We start from the raw sequence: 16,818 nt of genomic DNA on the forward strand, positions 1-16,818 counted from the left end.
CCTTAAACGGTGTCAGTGCCCTCCCTCCGGCTCAACAATCTGGATCTGTTCCGGATGGGTCACCTGAATCATGGGACCATTATAATATTTAAGCCAGCCCCGCACATGAATTTTTTTACCCGGTAAATCTGCCAGTTTTATGTCCGCTGTCTGGAACAGCCGTCGGGCCCTGCCTTCAATGACCAGGGTAAAGTCGGTTTTCCAGTCTTCGCCGAAGTTGATGAAAATGCGCCCGCGCACACTCGCCGTCTCTTTGATCACGCCCTCGACAATCTGGAAACTGTCGGTGAAGCGTCCGGCTTCCAGATGATGTTTGATGGCATAATAACTTAAGCCCCACATGCCGCGCCGTTTCCGCCGCGCCTCCTGCTCGATCGCCTGCATGTCACGCACCTGCGTCCGGTTATCGCGGAAACTATAGACCCGGGCCATGCCGGCTTTGAGCATTTCACCCTGTATCCAGGTGCCGTCAGGCAGGAACAGATGGGCCAGCGCTCTGCCGTACCGATCCGTTTGCAGGCCTCCATAACGGAGCGTAACCTGCTTGTTCAGGGTCAGCTCCTCCAGTGCCTCTTTGGCTTCTTTGGCAAACGGCCATTCGGTGAACCCTTCCCGGCCCAGCGGCAGCTTCGGCGCCTGCAGGCCCACGAGGCGTACTTGCCGCCCGTCCTCCAGCCGGAGCGTATCCCCGTCCACCACTTCGGTGACCAGGAACGGCCCCTCGGGTCGGGACAGTGCTTCTGCCTCGGCAAAAACCGGCAGGATCAGGAGCAGAAGGAAGGGGAGGATCAGTCTCATCGCAAGCGCCAGGGTTTCTTATTTTTCTTCCGCCGCCAGCATCTCCCGGGCTTTGGCGGCGATCTCCTCAGGAAAGGGAACGGCCTTGCGTTTGGTGCGGTCGAGATGGGCGCCGGTGAGCTCGCAACGGGCGGCTTCTTCGCCGCTTTCGGCATCATACATGACATGCAGGAACTTGATGGTCTTGTTGTTGATTTCCAGAAATTTTGATTTGATCACCAGCAGGCTGCCGACCATCACCTCCGCCTTGTAGGTGACATTCTGCTGCAGGGCGGCCATGCCCATGCCGCTCTCCCTGACATAGTCCTGGGTGATCCCGACGGACGAGATAAAATGCCAGGTCGCCTCGTCGAATTTGGCGATATACCATTGCACATTCATATGGCCCATATGGTCGAGCTGAGTGGGATAGACGATGCCGCGGTAGGTTTCGATCATGAGGAAGCTGGCCCTTGTTGTTGTCTTTTTATCGGTCGGGACAGGATAGACCGGGGGAACGGGGAAATAAAGTATACAGAGGTATCAGCCACAATATGGTTGACTTGCGGCGAGCTTTTCGGCATCACTTTATTCACTTTTTGAGGAGGGTCCCGTAGCTCAGCAGGATAGAGCACCAGATTCCTAATCTGGGGGTCACAGGTTCGAATCCTGTCGGGATCACCAAAATCAAACCGGCCTTTTGCGGCCGGTTTTGTTTTGGTTCTCTCGCCGCCCGGATTTGATCCTTTGTTCGTTCACGAAGCGTAAGCGAAGTAGACGAGGCAGGCGTCAGCCTGACCGTCAATCCTGTCGGGATCACCACTTTTAAAAGCCCACCTTTTTTGTAAAATCCCGGCTGAAAATATACTTTCTAGTGTCAGGTTTTTTTACAGTTCTCAGTTTTGGAAAATGAGGGAAATATGTATCCAATTGATAACAAAGGGATATATTATTTGGCATGTATCTTGCTTTTACTCTCCCCAAGGACCTATTTTCCGAAATTAAGACTATCTCCCCAAGGACCTATTTTCCGAAATTAAGACTAAATGATTAATTTTAACTTTTTAGTATCTCTCCAGCATATAGAGGGGAGTTTAAAGGAGCTTCATATGACAAAAAAACTATTTTTTAAAATGACTGGTTTGATCGATCCAAAGAAACTCCGCAACGGGGGTTTTGGCATTATTGCGGCCGCCGGTGTAGCGATGGGCTTTGCAGGCAATGCGCAGGCACTTACTATTACCGGGGTGAGCGCAGTTTTTGACAATGCCAATGATCAACTACAGATCAGTGGCACCATTACTGCTACTGGGAATGGCACATTCAATGAGATCTTGTTTGACTGGGATAATGGATATAACGAATTTGACTTCTCCGGCAGTTCGATATTGTCGTCAAATCTGGCCGGCGCCACATTCGCCGCTTCCGCTGGTTTTCTAACAAGCGGTGTATTTGCGGTGTCTGGTTTAAGCGGTGCGCCATTTTCTGCCCCCCTGTTTTTTGATTTTATTTTTCAACTGCCGTTCCTTGAAGCCAATTTTGGCGATGAGGCGATTGACATCGCGGTTTGTGATGACTGCACACCGGGGTTCGACGGAGGTGAAATTGTTGAAAATGTGGTCACACCTTTTGCGGGGTCTCTTGTCTCTGATGTCCCGGAACCGGCTACACTGGCCCTGCTGGGGTTTGGTCTTGCGGGACTGGGCTACGCACGCCGTCGGAAGGCAAACGCCTGATAGCGGACTTGGCGACAATAATTGCATTGAGGCGGCGGTTCCCCGGGACCGCCGTTTTTTGTTGTGCCGAGTTCGGAAATCACCCCGCCAATTGCGCCTTTACCACCAACGCTTTTTCCCGCGTCTTCATTGGCACCCCGAACAGCGGGCGCAGGAAGGCGATACGCCGGATCAAAACTTCATGGATTAACAGGCAGCCGCCCGCCGTTACCGCGAGCACCAGGAAAAATTCGGACCAGACGTCCAGCCCCATGTGGCCGAGCAGGGCGCCCGAAATCACAATCAGACTTTGGTGAAGGATATACCAGGGAAATATGCCTTCCGAACAATAGCTGAGCCATTTGCCCGGTCGGTTCAGGTAGGCCTGACCGGCGCCGAGGATGGCCATGATGATCATCCAGGCATAAAGCGGGCGCAGGGCGCGCACGATATTCTCGATCCAGGTGATGCCGCCGAACCAGCTTTCCCAGTTGGCCCATAAAAATGACAGGCCAACGGCGAGGATCAGCGCGCCCATTACGGCCCCGCGCCAGCTCCGGTCCAAAAGGGTCCAGAAGGTGGCATTTTTCGCCAGCAGGAAGCCGATCAGGAAATAGCTTCCGTAACGGGCATGGGCGCCCCAGTCGCCCCACAGGGCGTGATTTTCCGGGAAGTTGATATCTGTGGTGAAGCGATAAATGATGAATATCACGGCCGGCAGGAGGAACAACCGTCCACCGCTCATCAGCCGGCCGAACCAGGGCCGGTCCAGCTGATCCGCCAGTCTCCGCACCACCGGCAACAGCGGCAGAAGCAGCATTGTATAGACCAGAAGATAGACCACATACCAGAGATGGTTCCAGGTGGGTACGGTGATGGAAAAGCTCTCCTCACCGGCGAGGTAACGTCCATAAAAATCCAGGTAACCGGGGGTGATTTCCCCTGTTGCCAGGAGTTGGAAATAGGCTTGCGGCGTTACAATCACCAGCATACCGAACAGAATCGGCAGGAACAGTCGGCCGAACCGGCGCCCGGCAAAGCGTGGGACAGAAGTGGCCTTGTCGACCGCATAGCGCAGCGCGACCCCTGAAATCAGAAACAGTAGCGACAGCCGGAACGGACTGGACAGCCACATGATATGATCCACCGTCTCATTCATATGCGCGCTTTTGACGTGCCAGCCCTCGCTGTTGAAAAACATGCCGATGTGGTAAAAAATCAGCAGCCCAAAGGCGATCACCCTGATCCAGTCCAGGTCGTAACGCCGGGTTGAAGGTTGGTTCATTTTCCTGCTCCACTGCAATTGAGTTGTTAATCCGCACTGTGACAGAAGGGGGAGGCGCCTGCATCCATGCCGGGTCCGGCGGCGCTGGTTCGGGATAAGCGGTAGAGCTGTCATCTGGTCAGGGATAAGCGGTAACTCCCTTGGGACAAGCGGTAAGGCTTTGTTGTTTTGTTACTTTTCACCACATCGTCGCTCGCGTATGCTGTGACTCATGGAACCAATCGGGACATATTGGGCAGCGGTGGTGCAGGCCCTGCTGCGGGACAGGCTGATACATTTACTTGCGGTGGCGACACTTGTTATTGCGGTTGTCAATGTGATGACAAAGATGTCCGATGCACGGGGCTATGGCCGCGAGCTTCCCCTCGCCAATCCTATCGTTACCGAATTTTCAAGTGCTTTCGCCATTATCCTGCTATTGGCGCCGGTTTTTGTCTTTTTTGACAAAATGCCGCTCACACGTGCCACCTGGCAAAGGACCCTTGTTCCCTATATCGGGGCGAGCCTCATTTTTTCCCTGTTGCATGTGACGATCATGGTGATGATCAGGAAGGTGGCCTGGCCGATCCTGTTTGAGGGGTCTTACGAGTTTTTTACTGCCGGTTTCACTGACGCCCTTTATGAATATCGCAAGGATCTGATGACTTTCCTGCTTTATATGTTTTTCCATCAGCTGCAACGGCAGGTGAAGTTTGCCCGCAGGGCGGGTAATGATCCTGTCGTCCTGAAAAGCGGCGCAACGACCATCCTTCTGCATCCGGAAGAGTTCATGTTTGCCAAAAGCGCAGGCAACTATGTTGATATTACCTCGAAGAGCGGCAGCCAACTGGCCCGGATTACGCTCGAACAGCTGGAAAAATCGTTGAAGGAGAGTGGCGCAAATGTAGTGCGCATTCACCGGTCTTCACTTGTGAACCGCACACTCATCGTAGAAACAGCACCGCTGGCCGGGGGTGATCTGAACGTTAAACTCAAAAGTGGTGAAATTCTGCGCGCCAGCCGCCGCTACAAGGACCGGCTGGGGTCCTGAGTATGTCAAGCCATCCAGCAACTGAGATCACCAATTTCTTCATAGGCCCTTTCTTTCCCCGAGCCATGAGACCGCTTTTATAGTCCGCTTCAGGCGACTTATCTTAAGTTGTATGTTCCTCTCTGGCCGCATCTGGTTTTTTTAATATCTATACTTAATAATATATTAATACGAACGGGCGTTAAATTGTTGAACGATAGAATGGAATAGAACGAAATGCCTTGCGGTAAGGTGACTGGAGGAACGGAGCGAAGTTGAACTTTTTTACGGCCTTCTCAACATTTAAATGGTTGCTTCCCCTTGTGATCCTGCTCATGGGTATTGGGGGGACAACATGGTTGACCCGGGAACAGCTGTCGAGAGAAGGGGCCGCCATCAATGATGCCGCCCAGATCGCGATTTCAAGCATCAGCCGGGAGCTCTCCCTTATATTGAACAAGGATATCAGGGCGCTGCAGCGGATGGCGGGACGGAGGCAGAATAATCCAGAGATGATGGAAGGCATATGGAGGGCCGATGCCAGGAATTATGTGTCGGACATGGAAGCGGTCAGCGCCATTGAATGGGTGGACAGCCAATTTCGGGTGAAGTGGATCGAGCCGATTGCCGGGAATGAAGCCGCTATTGGACTTGACCTGATGTTTGAAGAGCGCCGGGCGGAATCCCTTTTGTCGGCAGCGGAGATGAATGTACCACATGTGACCAGGGTGATTGAACTTGTCCAGGGAGGGGCGGGATTTCTGGTTTGCGTTCCCGTTGGGTCAGGGCCCTCATTTGACGGTTTTATCGTGGGGGTTTTCAAGTTTGCTGATTTGTTCAAGGCCTCAGTGCTTCAGACAGCATTAGGTGACTTTGAGCTGCAGTTCAGAGAGGACGATGTCCTGGATATTCCCGTATCGCCAGGCGTAGCCGGAAATGGGAACCCTTTTCTTGTTTCTGCCCTTGAGGTGCCTGACAGAGACTGGAAGATAGCGGGACGGCCCACAGCTGTATTTATTAGTCAACGACGGTCACAGCTGGCCGTCATCACCTTCGGCACCGGCCTGCTCGTCAGCATTCTGATTTCGTGCCTGGTCTATTTCTATATCTCCCTGGAGCATCAGATGGTGGCGCGGAGACATGCCGACGAGGCGAATAAGGAAAAGTCCAGGTTTCTGGCTTCCATCAGTCATGACCTGCGCACGCCGCTTAATGCCATCATCGGCTTTTCGGAACTTATGAATGGTAAAGTGTTCGGTGCTGTCGGGTCCGAGAAATACGAGGGCTATATAAGAGGTATAAACGGCGCCGGAAATTATCTTTTGTCCCTGATCAATGATCTTCTTGATCATTCGGCCATTGAGGCCGGTGAGCGTCAATTGCACAAAGAAACTCTAAATCTGCAGGACATCGCAGACGAGTGTGATGTGGTTCTCAGGACTGAGATTGCGGCCAAGTCCATTGACCTCACCTTTGACATTTCTGAACGGCTGCCGCCCCTCTTCGCAGACTACCGCGCTGTCAAACAGATTTTCATCAATCTCCTGAGCAATGCGGTAAAATTCACGCCACCGGGCGGCAGGATCTGGGTTAGGGCGCGCGCAACAAGAAAGGGACATAAAATTGAATTCGGGGACAGCGGCATCGGCATTCCCGAGAACCAGATCGGGGAGGTCACCAAACCCTTTTTCACCGAACAGGACGACCCCTATCATTCCCGGAACGGCACCGGCCTGGGCCTTGCTATCGTAAATTCCCTGATCGATCTGCATGAGGGCAAGCTGGACATCACCAGCCGGGTCGGCAAGGGGACTGTCATTCGTGTCTCTCTGCCCCGGTCAGGGGACAATGATAAGCTGCGGTGTTCTCTCCGCCCGAACTGACTTTTTTCCACTCCAACCACTCTATACCGATCAGGTTGCTTTCCCCGTCACAAAACCCCGGCCAAACCCGTCATGGTGTTACCGTTACAGTCAGAATTTTAACTGTAACAATATTGTGACATTTACTGCCGCTGCTGACACTGGCGCTACAACCAAGCAATAAAACGGGGATAAATTCATGAATATCAATTGGAAAAAATCAACGCTTGCATCCAGCCTCCTGCTCTTGTTGCCGCTGACCCCTGCCGGGGCGGCCGAGGGTTCAGACTCCTTCGCCTTTGTCGGCGGCAATATCGCCACCATCAGGGATTACAACTATCAGGATAAGAGCCGGTTCGGCGTCGGCGCTGATGCCCTTTACCTGAAAAAAGTCTGGGGCGGGCTCTCCCTCGGTGTCAATGCCACAGTCACCTTCGGGCTGGAGACGTCCGAAGAGATAAGTTTTAATAATGGCAGCCGGGTTTTCACCGGTGAACAGAAAGGCAGCCTGACCCTCTATACGGTTTCCCTGGTGCTGGGCGGCATTTCCGAGTAGGAAAGCGGAGGCCGGCTCGCCTATTTTCTCGGCCCCGCCATCGGTGGCCGGTCCGGCGATTATGAAGCCACCTGGGAGCCCGATGCAGCGTCGGAGGGCCTGAGCAGTTTCAAGTCCTCCAACAGCGAAACCCTGTATGGGCTTACTGCCGGGGCTTATTATCAATTTCCAGGCTCAGGCCTCACCGCCGGGGTCAATGCCTTGGGGTTCTTTGTTCACGACGGCCATGATGATTTTATTTTTTCCCACAGGCTCGGCCTGTCGCTCGGCTATAGCTTCTGAGGGAACGTCGGGGGTTGGATTTGATCCAGTTTTTCCCTATTTCTAACGCTTTGGTAAATCTTCCCTGCTTTACTGGTCTTCCCGGAAAGATCAAGTGGAGCCGGAATGGGAAGAGTTCTGAAATATGGCCGCAAAAGGCCCTTTGTCCTGGACATTGCCCTGGCAATGGCTGTCGGGGTGGTCATTGGTGCGGCGGTGCATGTTTCCCTGCCCGCAAATTTTATGGTCTGGCTGTCCCGGATTGACCTTTCAGTTGGTCGTTCTTCCCTCGCCGGGACGGAGACCATCACCGGTCCCGCAGTGGTGATCGACGGCGACACCCTCAGCATCCATGGCCGGCGTATCCGTCTGCATGCCATTGATGCGCCGGAACTGAGCCAGAATTGCACCCTCAACGGAAGCAGCTACTCCTGCGGCTATGAATCCAAACGCTATCTGGAAAGTCTGATCGCGGGGCGCACCGTGACCTGTCACAGCCGGGACACGGACAAATACGGCCGGGCTTTAGCCACCTGTTTTGTTGGCGAGGGAGCAGACCTCAATGCCCGGATGGTGGAAAGCGGCCAGGCCATCGCCTATCTCTATTTCTCCCGCGCCTATGCCGGTCAGCAATCGGACGCCCGGGATGCCCGGCGCGGTATCTGGAAAGGTGAATTCACGGAGCCCTATCAATATCGCAAGCGAATGCGGTAAATGCAGGAGAAAACCAGAAGCTGCAGCTGCTTCATTAACTTGTCATAAAGAAATCCTTTATATAATATTTTTATAATATTGCATTGCAGCAAGGAGTGGTTTGTATGAAGTTCTGGTCTGATCTCGGCTTCCGGGGGAAAATGGTATTGTCCCTGGTAGGCCTCAGCCTTTTATCGGCGTTGATTTTCGTGGTTATTATGAATATCACGGTCGGCCGGATTACCGATACCGCGCTGGAGCGCGAGCTCGGCGTTCTCTATGATGATCTTCTTGGACGTATTGATGCGGAGGCCCGCCGAGCCCGCTCCATGGCCGAAGCCGTGGCCGCCAACAAGGCGGTTGAGGACGCTTTTGCTGCCGGCGATCGGGAGGCCCTGGCGAAAATGTTTGCCGGGCATTTCAAGGATCTGAAAGAAAACACCGGCGTACGCCAGTTCCAGTTCCACAGCCCGCCCGCCATATCTTTCCTGCGGGTGCACAAGCCGGAAAAATTCGGTGACGACCTGTCCGGTTTCCGCAAAACGGTTCTTGAAACCAATGAAAGCCGCTCCGCCCGGACCGGCCTTGAAAAAGGTGTTGCCGGGATCGGTATTCGCGGCGTAGTGCCGGTAAGTGGCGCTGCGGGGCATGTGGGATCTGTGGAGTTTGGGCTGTCGCTCGGCAATGACTTTATCAAAAGGGTCGCCGACCGGCCCGGCTATGAAATCCTGCTGTATGTATTTGAAGGCAACAACAAGGCGAAATTATTCGCGGCCAGTACCGACGAGGTGCCTCTGGACAGCGGCCTTCTTGCCACAGCGCGCAGCGGCAAGCAGATTGAAACCGGCTTTTCCGTGAACGGCGAGGACCGGGGCCTGCTGGCCGGGCCGGTGAAGGACTTCTCCGGCCAGACCATCGGTGTGGCCGTGCTGCTTCTGGACAGTTCCCATTATGCAGCGTTGCGCTCGTCTGCTCATTTGTCGAGCTTTGGCGCCCTTGTATTGCTTCTGGTGATGGCCGGTCTTGTGGTTCTGGTTATGTATCGGTCCTGCGCCGCGCCGCTGGTGGACCTGACGGCGGTGATTTCCCGATTGGCAAAAGGCGATACCTCCGGTGAGACTGTCAGGAGTGACCGGGGGGACGAAATTGGCGAGATCGCCCGGGCCGTGGGTATCTTCCGCGAAGGGTTGATTGAACAGAAAGCCATGGCCGAGGAAATCACCTCCCGCGAGCAAAAAGAACGCGAGCAGCAGGAGCAACTGCGCCGGGAAAAAGAGGAACGGGAAACGGCTGCCCGGGTGGCGGAGGAAGAAAACCGCCGCGCCCAGGAAGCGGAACGGGCCCGCGCCATGGCCGACCTGGCCGATAAATTTGAAAAGTCTGTCCAGGGTGTTATCGATAAGGTGGCGGACACCACAAAGCTATTGGGACAACGGGCCGGCGATCTGTCGCGTCTCTCTGCTGATGGGGTGAACAAGGCCGAGCTTGGCAACAAGGCGGTGAGCGAAGCCTCTGGCAATATGAATATGGTCGCCTCCAGTACCGAGGAAATGGCCGTGTCCGTTTCCGAGATCACCAGCCAGGTGTCCCGCTCCAGCAAGAGCGCCCAGGAGGCCGTAAGCAAGGGCAGTACCGCCCAACAGCAGATAGAGCAGTTGTCCGCCAAGGTTGAGTCCATCGACAATGTGCTGAAGCTGATTCAGGAAATTTCCGAGCAGACCAACCTGCTGGCGCTCAATGCCACCATCGAGGCAGCCCGTGCCGGTGAAGCCGGCAAGGGTTTTGCGGTGGTCGCCAACGAGGTCAAGGCCCTGGCCACCCAGACCGCCAGTGCGGCTGGGGAGATCCACGATCAGGTTGAGGAAATGCAGGGCACGACCCGGGGAGTGGTCGAGGAAATCATGTCGATGGTGCAAATCATCAACAAATTTGGAGAAATGATGACCGGCATTGCCGCGGCGGTGGAAGAACAGGATGCGGCCACAAAGGAGATTGCCCGCAGCGCCCGCATGGCGTCGGACAATTCTGGCGAGGTTTCCAGGAATATTGCCGGGCTTACCGAAACCGTGGATGAAACCGGCAGCATGTCAGGCTCACTGACCGATGTGGCCCGTGATCTGGGCGAGCGTGTGCAGAGCTTGCAGGACAGCACCAACAATTTCCTGATGCAGGTCCGGCAGGGCGGCTAAGGGCAAGTAATTTATTGCGGTTAGAGGACAGGAGTCCTATATAGGGCTCCTGATCTTTTTGTGTCGAGGTTTTATCATGAGCGAACTGCCACCCTGCCCGAAATGTAATAGCCCTTATTCTTACGAGGACGGTGCTCTGCTGATCTGTCCCGAATGCGCCCATGAGTGGAACCCGGCCCAGGCGGCCGAGGAAGAGGCCGTCCGCGACAGTGTTGGTAATGTGCTTAACGACGGCGATACGGTCACGGTCATCAAGGACCTGAAGGTGAAGGGCTCTTCTTCGGTGGTCAAGGTCGGCACCAAGGTCAAGAACATCCGCCTGGTGGAGGGTGATCACGATATCGACTGCAAGATCGACGGCATCGGTCAGATGGGGCTGAAATCGGAATTTGTGCGCAAGGTCTAGGGTGCAGGGTCTGACACTGGCGATAATATGATTGTTGCCCGCCGGAAACAGGTGTAGATTCAGTGGCGCATCTTGCAGCAATCGCGGCGCACCTCCGACGTCCCTTACGGGAACGGGCGCCCTTCTGGAGTGATTTCTTGAAATGACAGTGACCACGGCCTGCCCGCCGCCGCCCGGTGGCGGGAATTTTGCCGATGACGGTGCCGACCTCCGCCTGTTCGAACATATCGCCCGGGAACTGGAGGACAAGGGGTATTGCCTTTATACCGGCGGTCTGTCGGAGGGATTGGAGGTCATTCTTTCCGACCAGATTGCCGAAATTCCCGAACGTGATTTCCGTCCGGCCCGCATTGGTCGCAAGGTGGCGCGCCGGAAAAACAACAGTATTCGCCGTGACACAATCAGCTGGATTACCGGCGAACGCCCGGCCGGCAAAGCCTGGCTTGACTGGGCCGATGCGCTTCGTCTCTATCTTAACCGCCGTTTGTTCCTGGGGCTGAATTCTTTTGAAAGCCATTATGCCCGATATGGGGCCGGGGATTTCTATCGACGCCATTACGACGCCTTTCAGGGGGAATCCAACCGGATACTCTCTCTGGTGGCTTATCTGAATCACGACTGGCAGCCCGGGGATGGCGGTGAACTTCTCATGTACCCGGGCGGTGGGGGGCGGGCACCGGTAGCGGTGGCGCCCGCGTTCGGCACACTGGCGGTTTTTCTGAGCGAGGAAATGCCCCACGAAGTTCTACCCTGCCGTTCGGAGCGTCTCTCCATTGCCGGCTGGTTCCGGGTCAGGCCGATAGAGATTCCATTGAGCTGAAACAGGCCATATCAGTAGTATCTCCAGAATTATTTTCTAAACAAGCCCCTTCTTAAGAATTGTTTAAATTCATTGGGTTAGACTTACTCAATAAAGATGTAAGACAGAAAATAGTGGAGTTTGTGATGAGGTTACTGTCTGTTATACTATCCATAGTTCTGGTGACGTTGACTGGATATTCCCAGTCCCATGCCCAGAGCCGCCCGCCCAAGGTGTCGATCAATGACAAGGTTATTGAAGACGTACGCAACTGGCTGCAACAGCCGCTGGTATTCATAACTCTGGGGGCGCAAAATCAAAAATATGCGTCTCTCGGCAACAATGATATTCTGGGGCTTGACCAGGCGTGGCGAAAGGAGCGTGACAAATCCTTCCAGCCGATGATTGCTGCGACCTTGAACAATCCGCTTTCCACCTATCTGACCCAGATACAGGCCAAATCCCTTGGCCTGTATGTGGAAATTTTCGTCATGGACAACAAGGGTCTCAATGCAGGGCAAAGTTCTGTTACCTCTGATTTCTGGCAGGGTGATGAAGATAAATATCTCAAAACCTTTCCTGTGAGCGTCGATGAAGTCTTTATTGATGAGCCGGAATGGGACGAGAGTTTCAAAATCTGGAGGTTGCAGGTCAGCATGACGATAACCTCTGAAACAGGAGAGAAGGTCGGTGTGGCGACAGTCGAGTTCAATATGAATGAACTGAAACGCCGCTTCGGGGAGAGTTAAGACATGAAAAAGCTTTATAATTTACCCATCACACAGAAAATCATCTCGGCTTTTTCTGTCCTGATGTTGATTACTCTTTTGGCGTCAGCAGCCATTTATATCAATACATCAACCATGAACGAGCGGGCGCAAGAAACCCGTATGGTCAACGAACTGACACATAGTCTGAACAAGGTGATGTCAGAGGTCCGTATGCAGCGCCAGGCGGTGCTTTATCTTCTGGTGGCAAGCGACCGTTCTGTTCTCGAGGAATATCAGAGCAGTCTGGAATCCTACAAACAGGCTTATCGCGAACTTGTCTCCATGACGAAAGGTGACGAGGTTCTGGCCCCGTTGGTGAAGTCGTTTGGAAGTGCTGTAGATGACTGGAATAACAACTATGTGGCTAAACAGATTAACCTGACCGGAAACTACCTGACGGTCAATGAGGCACGGGGTCTGGAAATTACCGGAGTGCCGAAAAAGCTTATGGATCAGATGTCGGATATCCAGAAAGAATTTGATGCGACTATGACTGGACGCCTGACGACCAGCTATGCGGCATCAGATGCTGCGGCACAGAATGTGAGTATTGCTGTTTTCGTTTCAAATCTTCTTGTTGCTGTTCTTCTGGTAGTCAGCGGTTTCTTCTTGAGCCGGGTGATTGCCAATCCGATCCGCCGGTTGACAGAGTCCATGCTGGCGCTTGCGGATGGCGATAATAGTGTTGAAATACCTCTGGCGCCTGGCCGGGATGAAATCGGTAAAATGACCGAGACGGTAGAGATTTTCAAAGCCAATGCCGTTGAGCGTGAAAGACTTGCGGAAGAGGCAGAAGAACACCGTCGCCGGCAGGAGCAAATGGATGAAGAGCGCAATGCCGAACAGAAACGTCAGCAGGAAGAGGAAATGCAGCGTCAGCAGCAGGAACTGGAGGCCAGAGAACGTAAAAACACTCTGCTGACCCAGCTCATGCAGAAATTTGAATCTGACATTGCCGTGACAAGCAAGACAGTTTCCAGTGCTGTTGATAATCTGCTGTCCAGCGCGGACGAAATTTTCAACATTTCCGAAGACGCCCGCAATCAATCCCAGGGTGCGGCTGACGGTGCCCAGCAATCTTCCAGCAATATTCAGACAGTGGCCGGAGCTACGGAGCAGCTCGGCGCTTCCATTCGCGAAATCAGCCAGCAGGTTTCCAGGTCGACCCAGGGATCACAGGACGCGGCGAATATGGCCCAGGATACCAACAAGACTGTTCAGTTGTTGACCGAGTCCTCTGAGTCCATTGGTAATGTGATCAAGCTGATCAACGATATTGCCGAACAGACCAACCTGTTGGCGCTGAACGCCACCATTGAGGCGGCGCGTGCCGGTGAGGCGGGCAAGGGATTTGCCGTTGTGGCCACGGAAGTGAAAAGTCTGGCGACACAGACTTCCGATGCAACTCAGCAGATCCAGTCCCAGATTTCTTCCGTGCAGAATCATATCAGTGATGTGAGCGCGGCCATGCAAAAGATCGATAGCGCCATTCGCAATGTTGCCGATACGGCGTCCGGTATTGCTTCTGCAGTTGAAGAGCAGCAGGCGGCGACACAGGAGATTGCCCGGAATGTCCAGGATTCCGCTCAGGGCAGTGAACAGGTTAATGTGAATGTGAACAAGGTGCTCGAGGGTATGGATGTCAATGTCGCTGCCGCGGAGAAAGTACGCAAGGCCTCCGCCGACATGAATGATGCATTCAGCAGTATGAGCGGCCTGACATCGTCATTCCTTCAGGAAGTGCAGCAGGTGGCAGCCGGCTAAAAAGCAATGTCCTCCGGGAGTTGAAACATTAAAGGCGGGAACCTCTGGTTCCCGCTTTTTTCGTTGCAGGGGCAGGCTGTTTTTTCGTCTGGATTGTACACCATTCGGTAACCTGCCGATCAATATCAGCGCTGCGAGAGAATTGGCGAAGCGGCGATGGCCATCTGGTCGTTTCTATGCTCCGCGCCCGGCACGGTCTGCAGTTTCCAGTTGAACGATACATCGAGTTTTTTCGCCATGGTGCGGGCTGCCTCAAAGAAATAGTGGCCACGGGCGAAACGGTGTGGTCCCTGACGCATTGCTTCCTGCGTGCGGCGCAGGGATTTGTGGTTGGGATCGGTATCCTTATCTCCCAGCAGGATAATGACATTCCTGCCGAACAACGGTTTCAGGCTATCCCGATCGATGCCGCTATCCTTCAGGCCATAGGGATAAGGCTCGTCTTCCGTCGGGGCTGTATACCAGCCTGCATTGGCCGAGATGGCCATTTCGATTTTGGCGTCGGGTTTATAGAGCAGGAAGCGGTGGACAAACTGGCTGCCGGCGGAATGGCCATAGAGGCGATAGCCCTCGCGCTTCGAGCCCAGATCCTTTTTCATGGTTTCGAACAGGGGATCCAGGGCGGAAAAGCTCCACTGTTCCTCTGGGTTTTTACGGCCATCCTTAGTGAAAACATTACCCAGATTATAGCCGGCGGCACCGGGGAAATCCTGTTTGCTGAATTCGGGCACGAGGAGAATGAACCCATACTCGCGGGCAAGTGGCGTCCATTCAGAAAGATAGCGATCCGCATCCCGCTTGACACCATGCATGACAATGACGATCGGCGTGTCGGCATTATAATTTTCCGGGAGGGTATACCAAACGGGAATGGCCGGGCCGCCCCAGCCTTTAAAAATAAACCGGTTGCTGTCGGGGGACAGGTAAACCCCCGACAGCACCGGAGTTGAAAGGAAGAAAAGACTACCCGTTACAAAGAGAAGTAGGAAAATACAGGGTGTAAGGGCTTTTCTGATCATCTTTCCATCCTATCAAGGGTTGACTGTTTTGGTCAGTCTTTTGTTATTGAGTTAAATCTTCTTTCCAGGCGATCCCCACCAGGCCGTCCCGGCGCGGGTCCGCCGCCCCGGTCCATTGGTTGCTCTCATGAGCCAGGGCATGCACGCCGCCGAAATAGGGGTCATACTGGCTGTCGGAAACCCCGTATTTGGGGCGCTTCAGAACAAACCCCCGTTTTGCCATGCCTGCGAGCAGCTCTGTACCGACTTCCGGACCCTCCACATAGGCCTTGTTGTCAGGCACCACATGGACCCGGAAGGCGCTGACAGCGGCTTCCACTCCAGCCTTCACATCCACCCAGTGACTTGTGACCTGGGCGACGGCGGAAATAATGCGGGCGCTGCCGGGGCTGCCCAAAACCAATTCTGCTTCTCCGTTGCGGGAAAGGATCGTGGCGCTCATGGAGGAATAGGGCATTTCAAAGGCCTTCAGCACATAGGGGCTGCCGTCATCCTTCAGGCGAAAACCCTGCATATAGTTGTTGTAAAGAAAACCATAGTCCGGATGGGCCACTTTTGAACCGAAATAGCTGTCGATGCTCTGGGTGACCGCCACTGCCATGCCATTACCATCGACCACAGAGAAGTGTGTGGTTTCCCCGCCGGTCTGGTCGCGCCAAGCGGCGAGCAGGCGGGCGGCTTCCTCTTTGGATATTTTCCGGCTGATATTTTCCTCATAATCGGTGAAGCTGGGCACCGGATCGTTTTTGCGGGTCCCATGGGCAAGCTTCATGGCGTCCAGCAGGCCAAGACGGCGCCGGTCGTCATCCTGCTCCAGATCTGACTGTTCCATCTGCTCCAGAATATTGAGAATCTGGATCATGACCCAGCCACCGAACGGCGGCGGCAGGCTGGCCACCTCATGGCCGCGGTAGCTGCTGATCAGCGGCTCGACAATCCGGGGCTCGGGAAATCTGGCCAGATCCTCTTCGGTGATCCAGCCGCCGTTTTCTTTCATGTCTCTGGCAATGTCTTTGGCAATCTTGCCGGTATAAAAATCCTGGGCCCCGGCTGCGGCAATGTGCTCCAGCATCTTTGCCAGTTTTTTCTGACGAACAACTTCACCTACCTGATAATCAGTGCCGTCGGATTTGACAAAGATTTCCCGGGCCGTGTCCTGTTTCTTCAGGTCGTCGCCGTAAAAGCGAAAAGCCTTCTGGCGAAAGGGGCCGACGGTGAAGCCGTTCCGGGCCACCTTGATTGCAGGCTCGACCAGTTCCTGCCATTTGACGTTTCCACTACCGAATTTCCGGTACGCCAGATCAAGCACCTTGGGGGTCGACGGCACAGTGGAGGCGGTGCGGCCGTATCTAAGCTGTTCCTTCGTCACATTTTCAGGCAGATGGCGCGGTGACCAGGTGGTGCCGTGAATAACAAAGGGCTTCCCGCCCCCTCCCGGATGAACCAGCATCACGGTCTGGCCGGCGATACCGGAGCCGGCAGGTTCGCTCACTCCCAGCGCCAAAGATACGGCAATGGCGGCGTCAATGGCATTGCCGCCCTTTTCGAGGATTTTGATCCCGGCGGCGGTGGCCTCCGGTGCGGCTGAGGAAACGGCACCGGCAAAGGTTTTTTCCTGCTCCGCAGAACAGGCGGAAACCAGAACCAGACTGATGGAAATAATGAAGGAAATAAATGTGGAACGCTTGCCCATTAGATTATCCTGTACCCAAT

General features: G+C 54.3%; 15 protein-coding genes and 1 tRNA gene. 11 read left to right on the top strand and 5 right to left on the bottom strand.

Translation table 11 applies throughout. From position 1 onward, the window contains the following. Positions 1-12: 12 nt before the first annotated feature. Together ACN0YD_RS01295 and ACN0YD_RS01300 are read right to left on the bottom strand one after the other, a co-directional pair. Positions 13-798, bottom strand: a complete 786-nt coding sequence (locus ACN0YD_RS01295; RefSeq protein WP_417316831.1) for a thermonuclease family protein — start codon at positions 796-798, stop codon at positions 13-15. Between the two features lie 18 nt (positions 799-816). Further along, positions 817-1,236, bottom strand: coding sequence for an acyl-CoA thioesterase (locus ACN0YD_RS01300; protein ID WP_417316832.1), 420 nt, complete (start codon positions 1,234-1,236; stop codon positions 817-819). A gap of 148 nt (positions 1,237-1,384) precedes the next feature. Between ACN0YD_RS01300 and ACN0YD_RS01305 the strand changes: the two genes are divergently transcribed. Both ACN0YD_RS01305 and ACN0YD_RS01310 read left to right on the top strand, forming a co-directional pair. Next, positions 1,385-1,461 (top strand) — tRNA-Arg (locus ACN0YD_RS01305). A 425-nt stretch (positions 1,462-1,886) separates the two neighbouring features. Next, a complete protein-coding gene (locus ACN0YD_RS01310) occupies positions 1,887-2,513 on the top strand; it encodes a PEP-CTERM sorting domain-containing protein (RefSeq protein WP_417316833.1) in 627 nt (208 codons plus the stop codon). A 79-nt stretch (positions 2,514-2,592) separates the two neighbouring features. On the opposite strand, the gene ACN0YD_RS01315 is transcribed toward ACN0YD_RS01310, so the two are convergent. Beyond that, complete coding sequence (locus ACN0YD_RS01315) at positions 2,593-3,777, bottom strand: acyltransferase family protein (RefSeq protein ID WP_417316834.1); 1,185 nt, start codon at positions 3,775-3,777, stop codon at positions 2,593-2,595. A gap of 211 nt (positions 3,778-3,988) precedes the next feature. Between ACN0YD_RS01315 and ACN0YD_RS01320 the strand changes: the two genes are divergently transcribed. The 9 genes from ACN0YD_RS01320 to ACN0YD_RS01360 all read left to right on the top strand — a co-directional run bounded on the left by ACN0YD_RS01320 (position 3,989) and on the right by ACN0YD_RS01360 (position 14,086). Continuing rightward, complete coding sequence (locus ACN0YD_RS01320; RefSeq protein ID WP_417316835.1) at positions 3,989-4,807, top strand: LytTR family DNA-binding domain-containing protein; 819 nt, start codon at positions 3,989-3,991, stop codon at positions 4,805-4,807. Between the two features lie 254 nt (positions 4,808-5,061). Continuing rightward, a complete protein-coding gene (locus ACN0YD_RS01325) occupies positions 5,062-6,669 on the top strand; it encodes an ATP-binding protein (RefSeq protein ID WP_417316836.1) in 1,608 nt (535 codons plus the stop codon). Positions 6,670-6,847: 178 nt separating this feature from the next. Then, entirely contained in the window at positions 6,848-7,204 is a 357-nt protein-coding gene (locus tag ACN0YD_RS01330) for a hypothetical protein (RefSeq protein ID WP_417316837.1), read from the top strand. A gap of 387 nt (positions 7,205-7,591) precedes the next feature. Then, positions 7,592-8,179, top strand: coding sequence for a thermonuclease family protein (locus tag ACN0YD_RS01335; protein WP_417316838.1), 588 nt, complete (start codon positions 7,592-7,594; stop codon positions 8,177-8,179). Positions 8,180-8,283: 104 nt separating this feature from the next. After that, positions 8,284-10,347 carry a cache domain-containing protein gene (locus ACN0YD_RS01340; RefSeq protein WP_417316839.1) on the top strand — a complete coding sequence of 688 codons (2,064 nt, stop codon included), beginning with the start codon at positions 8,284-8,286 and terminating at the stop codon, positions 10,345-10,347. Positions 10,348-10,423: 76 nt separating this feature from the next. Next, on the top strand, positions 10,424-10,753 hold the full coding sequence (locus ACN0YD_RS01345; protein ID WP_417316840.1) for a zinc ribbon domain-containing protein YjdM: 330 nt from the start codon (positions 10,424-10,426) through the stop codon (positions 10,751-10,753). A gap of 142 nt (positions 10,754-10,895) precedes the next feature. Next, on the top strand, positions 10,896-11,573 hold the full coding sequence (locus ACN0YD_RS01350; protein ID WP_417316841.1) for a 2OG-Fe(II) oxygenase: 678 nt from the start codon (positions 10,896-10,898) through the stop codon (positions 11,571-11,573). 125 nt (positions 11,574-11,698) lie between these two features. Continuing rightward, positions 11,699-12,301, top strand: coding sequence for a hypothetical protein (locus tag ACN0YD_RS01355; RefSeq protein ID WP_417316842.1), 603 nt, complete (start codon positions 11,699-11,701; stop codon positions 12,299-12,301). Positions 12,302-12,304: 3 nt separating this feature from the next. After that, positions 12,305-14,086, top strand: a complete 1,782-nt coding sequence (locus ACN0YD_RS01360; protein ID WP_417316843.1) for a methyl-accepting chemotaxis protein — start codon at positions 12,305-12,307, stop codon at positions 14,084-14,086. A gap of 125 nt (positions 14,087-14,211) precedes the next feature. On the opposite strand, the gene ACN0YD_RS01365 is transcribed toward ACN0YD_RS01360, so the two are convergent. Both ACN0YD_RS01365 and ACN0YD_RS01370 read right to left on the bottom strand, forming a co-directional pair. Then, entirely contained in the window at positions 14,212-15,105 is an 894-nt protein-coding gene (locus ACN0YD_RS01365; protein ID WP_417316844.1) for an alpha/beta hydrolase, read from the bottom strand. Between the two features lie 43 nt (positions 15,106-15,148). Beyond that, positions 15,149-16,798, bottom strand: coding sequence for a gamma-glutamyltransferase family protein (locus ACN0YD_RS01370; protein WP_417316845.1), 1,650 nt, complete (start codon positions 16,796-16,798; stop codon positions 15,149-15,151). Positions 16,799-16,818 lie beyond the last annotated feature (20 nt).

This window comes from Emcibacter sp. (assembly GCF_048269205.1).
Taxonomy (GTDB): domain Bacteria; phylum Pseudomonadota; class Alphaproteobacteria; order Sphingomonadales; family Emcibacteraceae; genus Emcibacter.

Bases quoted from the DNA above. Each gene is read 5' to 3' on its own strand.
- ACN0YD_RS01295 (WP_417316831.1), bottom strand. From the start codon at position 798: ATGAGACTGATCCTCCCCTTCCTTCTGCTCCTGATCCTGCCGGTTTTT.
- ACN0YD_RS01300 (WP_417316832.1), bottom strand. From the start codon at position 1,236: ATGATCGAAACCTACCGCGGCATCGTCTATCCCACTCAGCTCGACCAT.
- ACN0YD_RS01310 (WP_417316833.1), top strand. From the start codon at position 1,887: ATGACAAAAAAACTATTTTTTAAAATGACTGGTTTGATCGATCCAAAG.
- ACN0YD_RS01315 (WP_417316834.1), bottom strand. From the start codon at position 3,777: ATGAACCAACCTTCAACCCGGCGTTACGACCTGGACTGGATCAGGGTG.
- ACN0YD_RS01320 (WP_417316835.1), top strand. From the start codon at position 3,989: ATGGAACCAATCGGGACATATTGGGCAGCGGTGGTGCAGGCCCTGCTG.
- ACN0YD_RS01330 (WP_417316837.1), top strand. From the start codon at position 6,848: ATGAATATCAATTGGAAAAAATCAACGCTTGCATCCAGCCTCCTGCTC.
- ACN0YD_RS01335 (WP_417316838.1), top strand. From the start codon at position 7,592: ATGGGAAGAGTTCTGAAATATGGCCGCAAAAGGCCCTTTGTCCTGGAC.
- ACN0YD_RS01340 (WP_417316839.1), top strand. From the start codon at position 8,284: ATGAAGTTCTGGTCTGATCTCGGCTTCCGGGGGAAAATGGTATTGTCC.
- ACN0YD_RS01345 (WP_417316840.1), top strand. From the start codon at position 10,424: ATGAGCGAACTGCCACCCTGCCCGAAATGTAATAGCCCTTATTCTTAC.
- ACN0YD_RS01350 (WP_417316841.1), top strand. From the start codon at position 10,896: ATGACAGTGACCACGGCCTGCCCGCCGCCGCCCGGTGGCGGGAATTTT.
- ACN0YD_RS01355 (WP_417316842.1), top strand. From the start codon at position 11,699: ATGAGGTTACTGTCTGTTATACTATCCATAGTTCTGGTGACGTTGACT.
- ACN0YD_RS01360 (WP_417316843.1), top strand. From the start codon at position 12,305: ATGAAAAAGCTTTATAATTTACCCATCACACAGAAAATCATCTCGGCT.
- ACN0YD_RS01365 (WP_417316844.1), bottom strand. From the start codon at position 15,105: ATGATCAGAAAAGCCCTTACACCCTGTATTTTCCTACTTCTCTTTGTA.
- ACN0YD_RS01370 (WP_417316845.1), bottom strand. From the start codon at position 16,798: ATGGGCAAGCGTTCCACATTTATTTCCTTCATTATTTCCATCAGTCTG.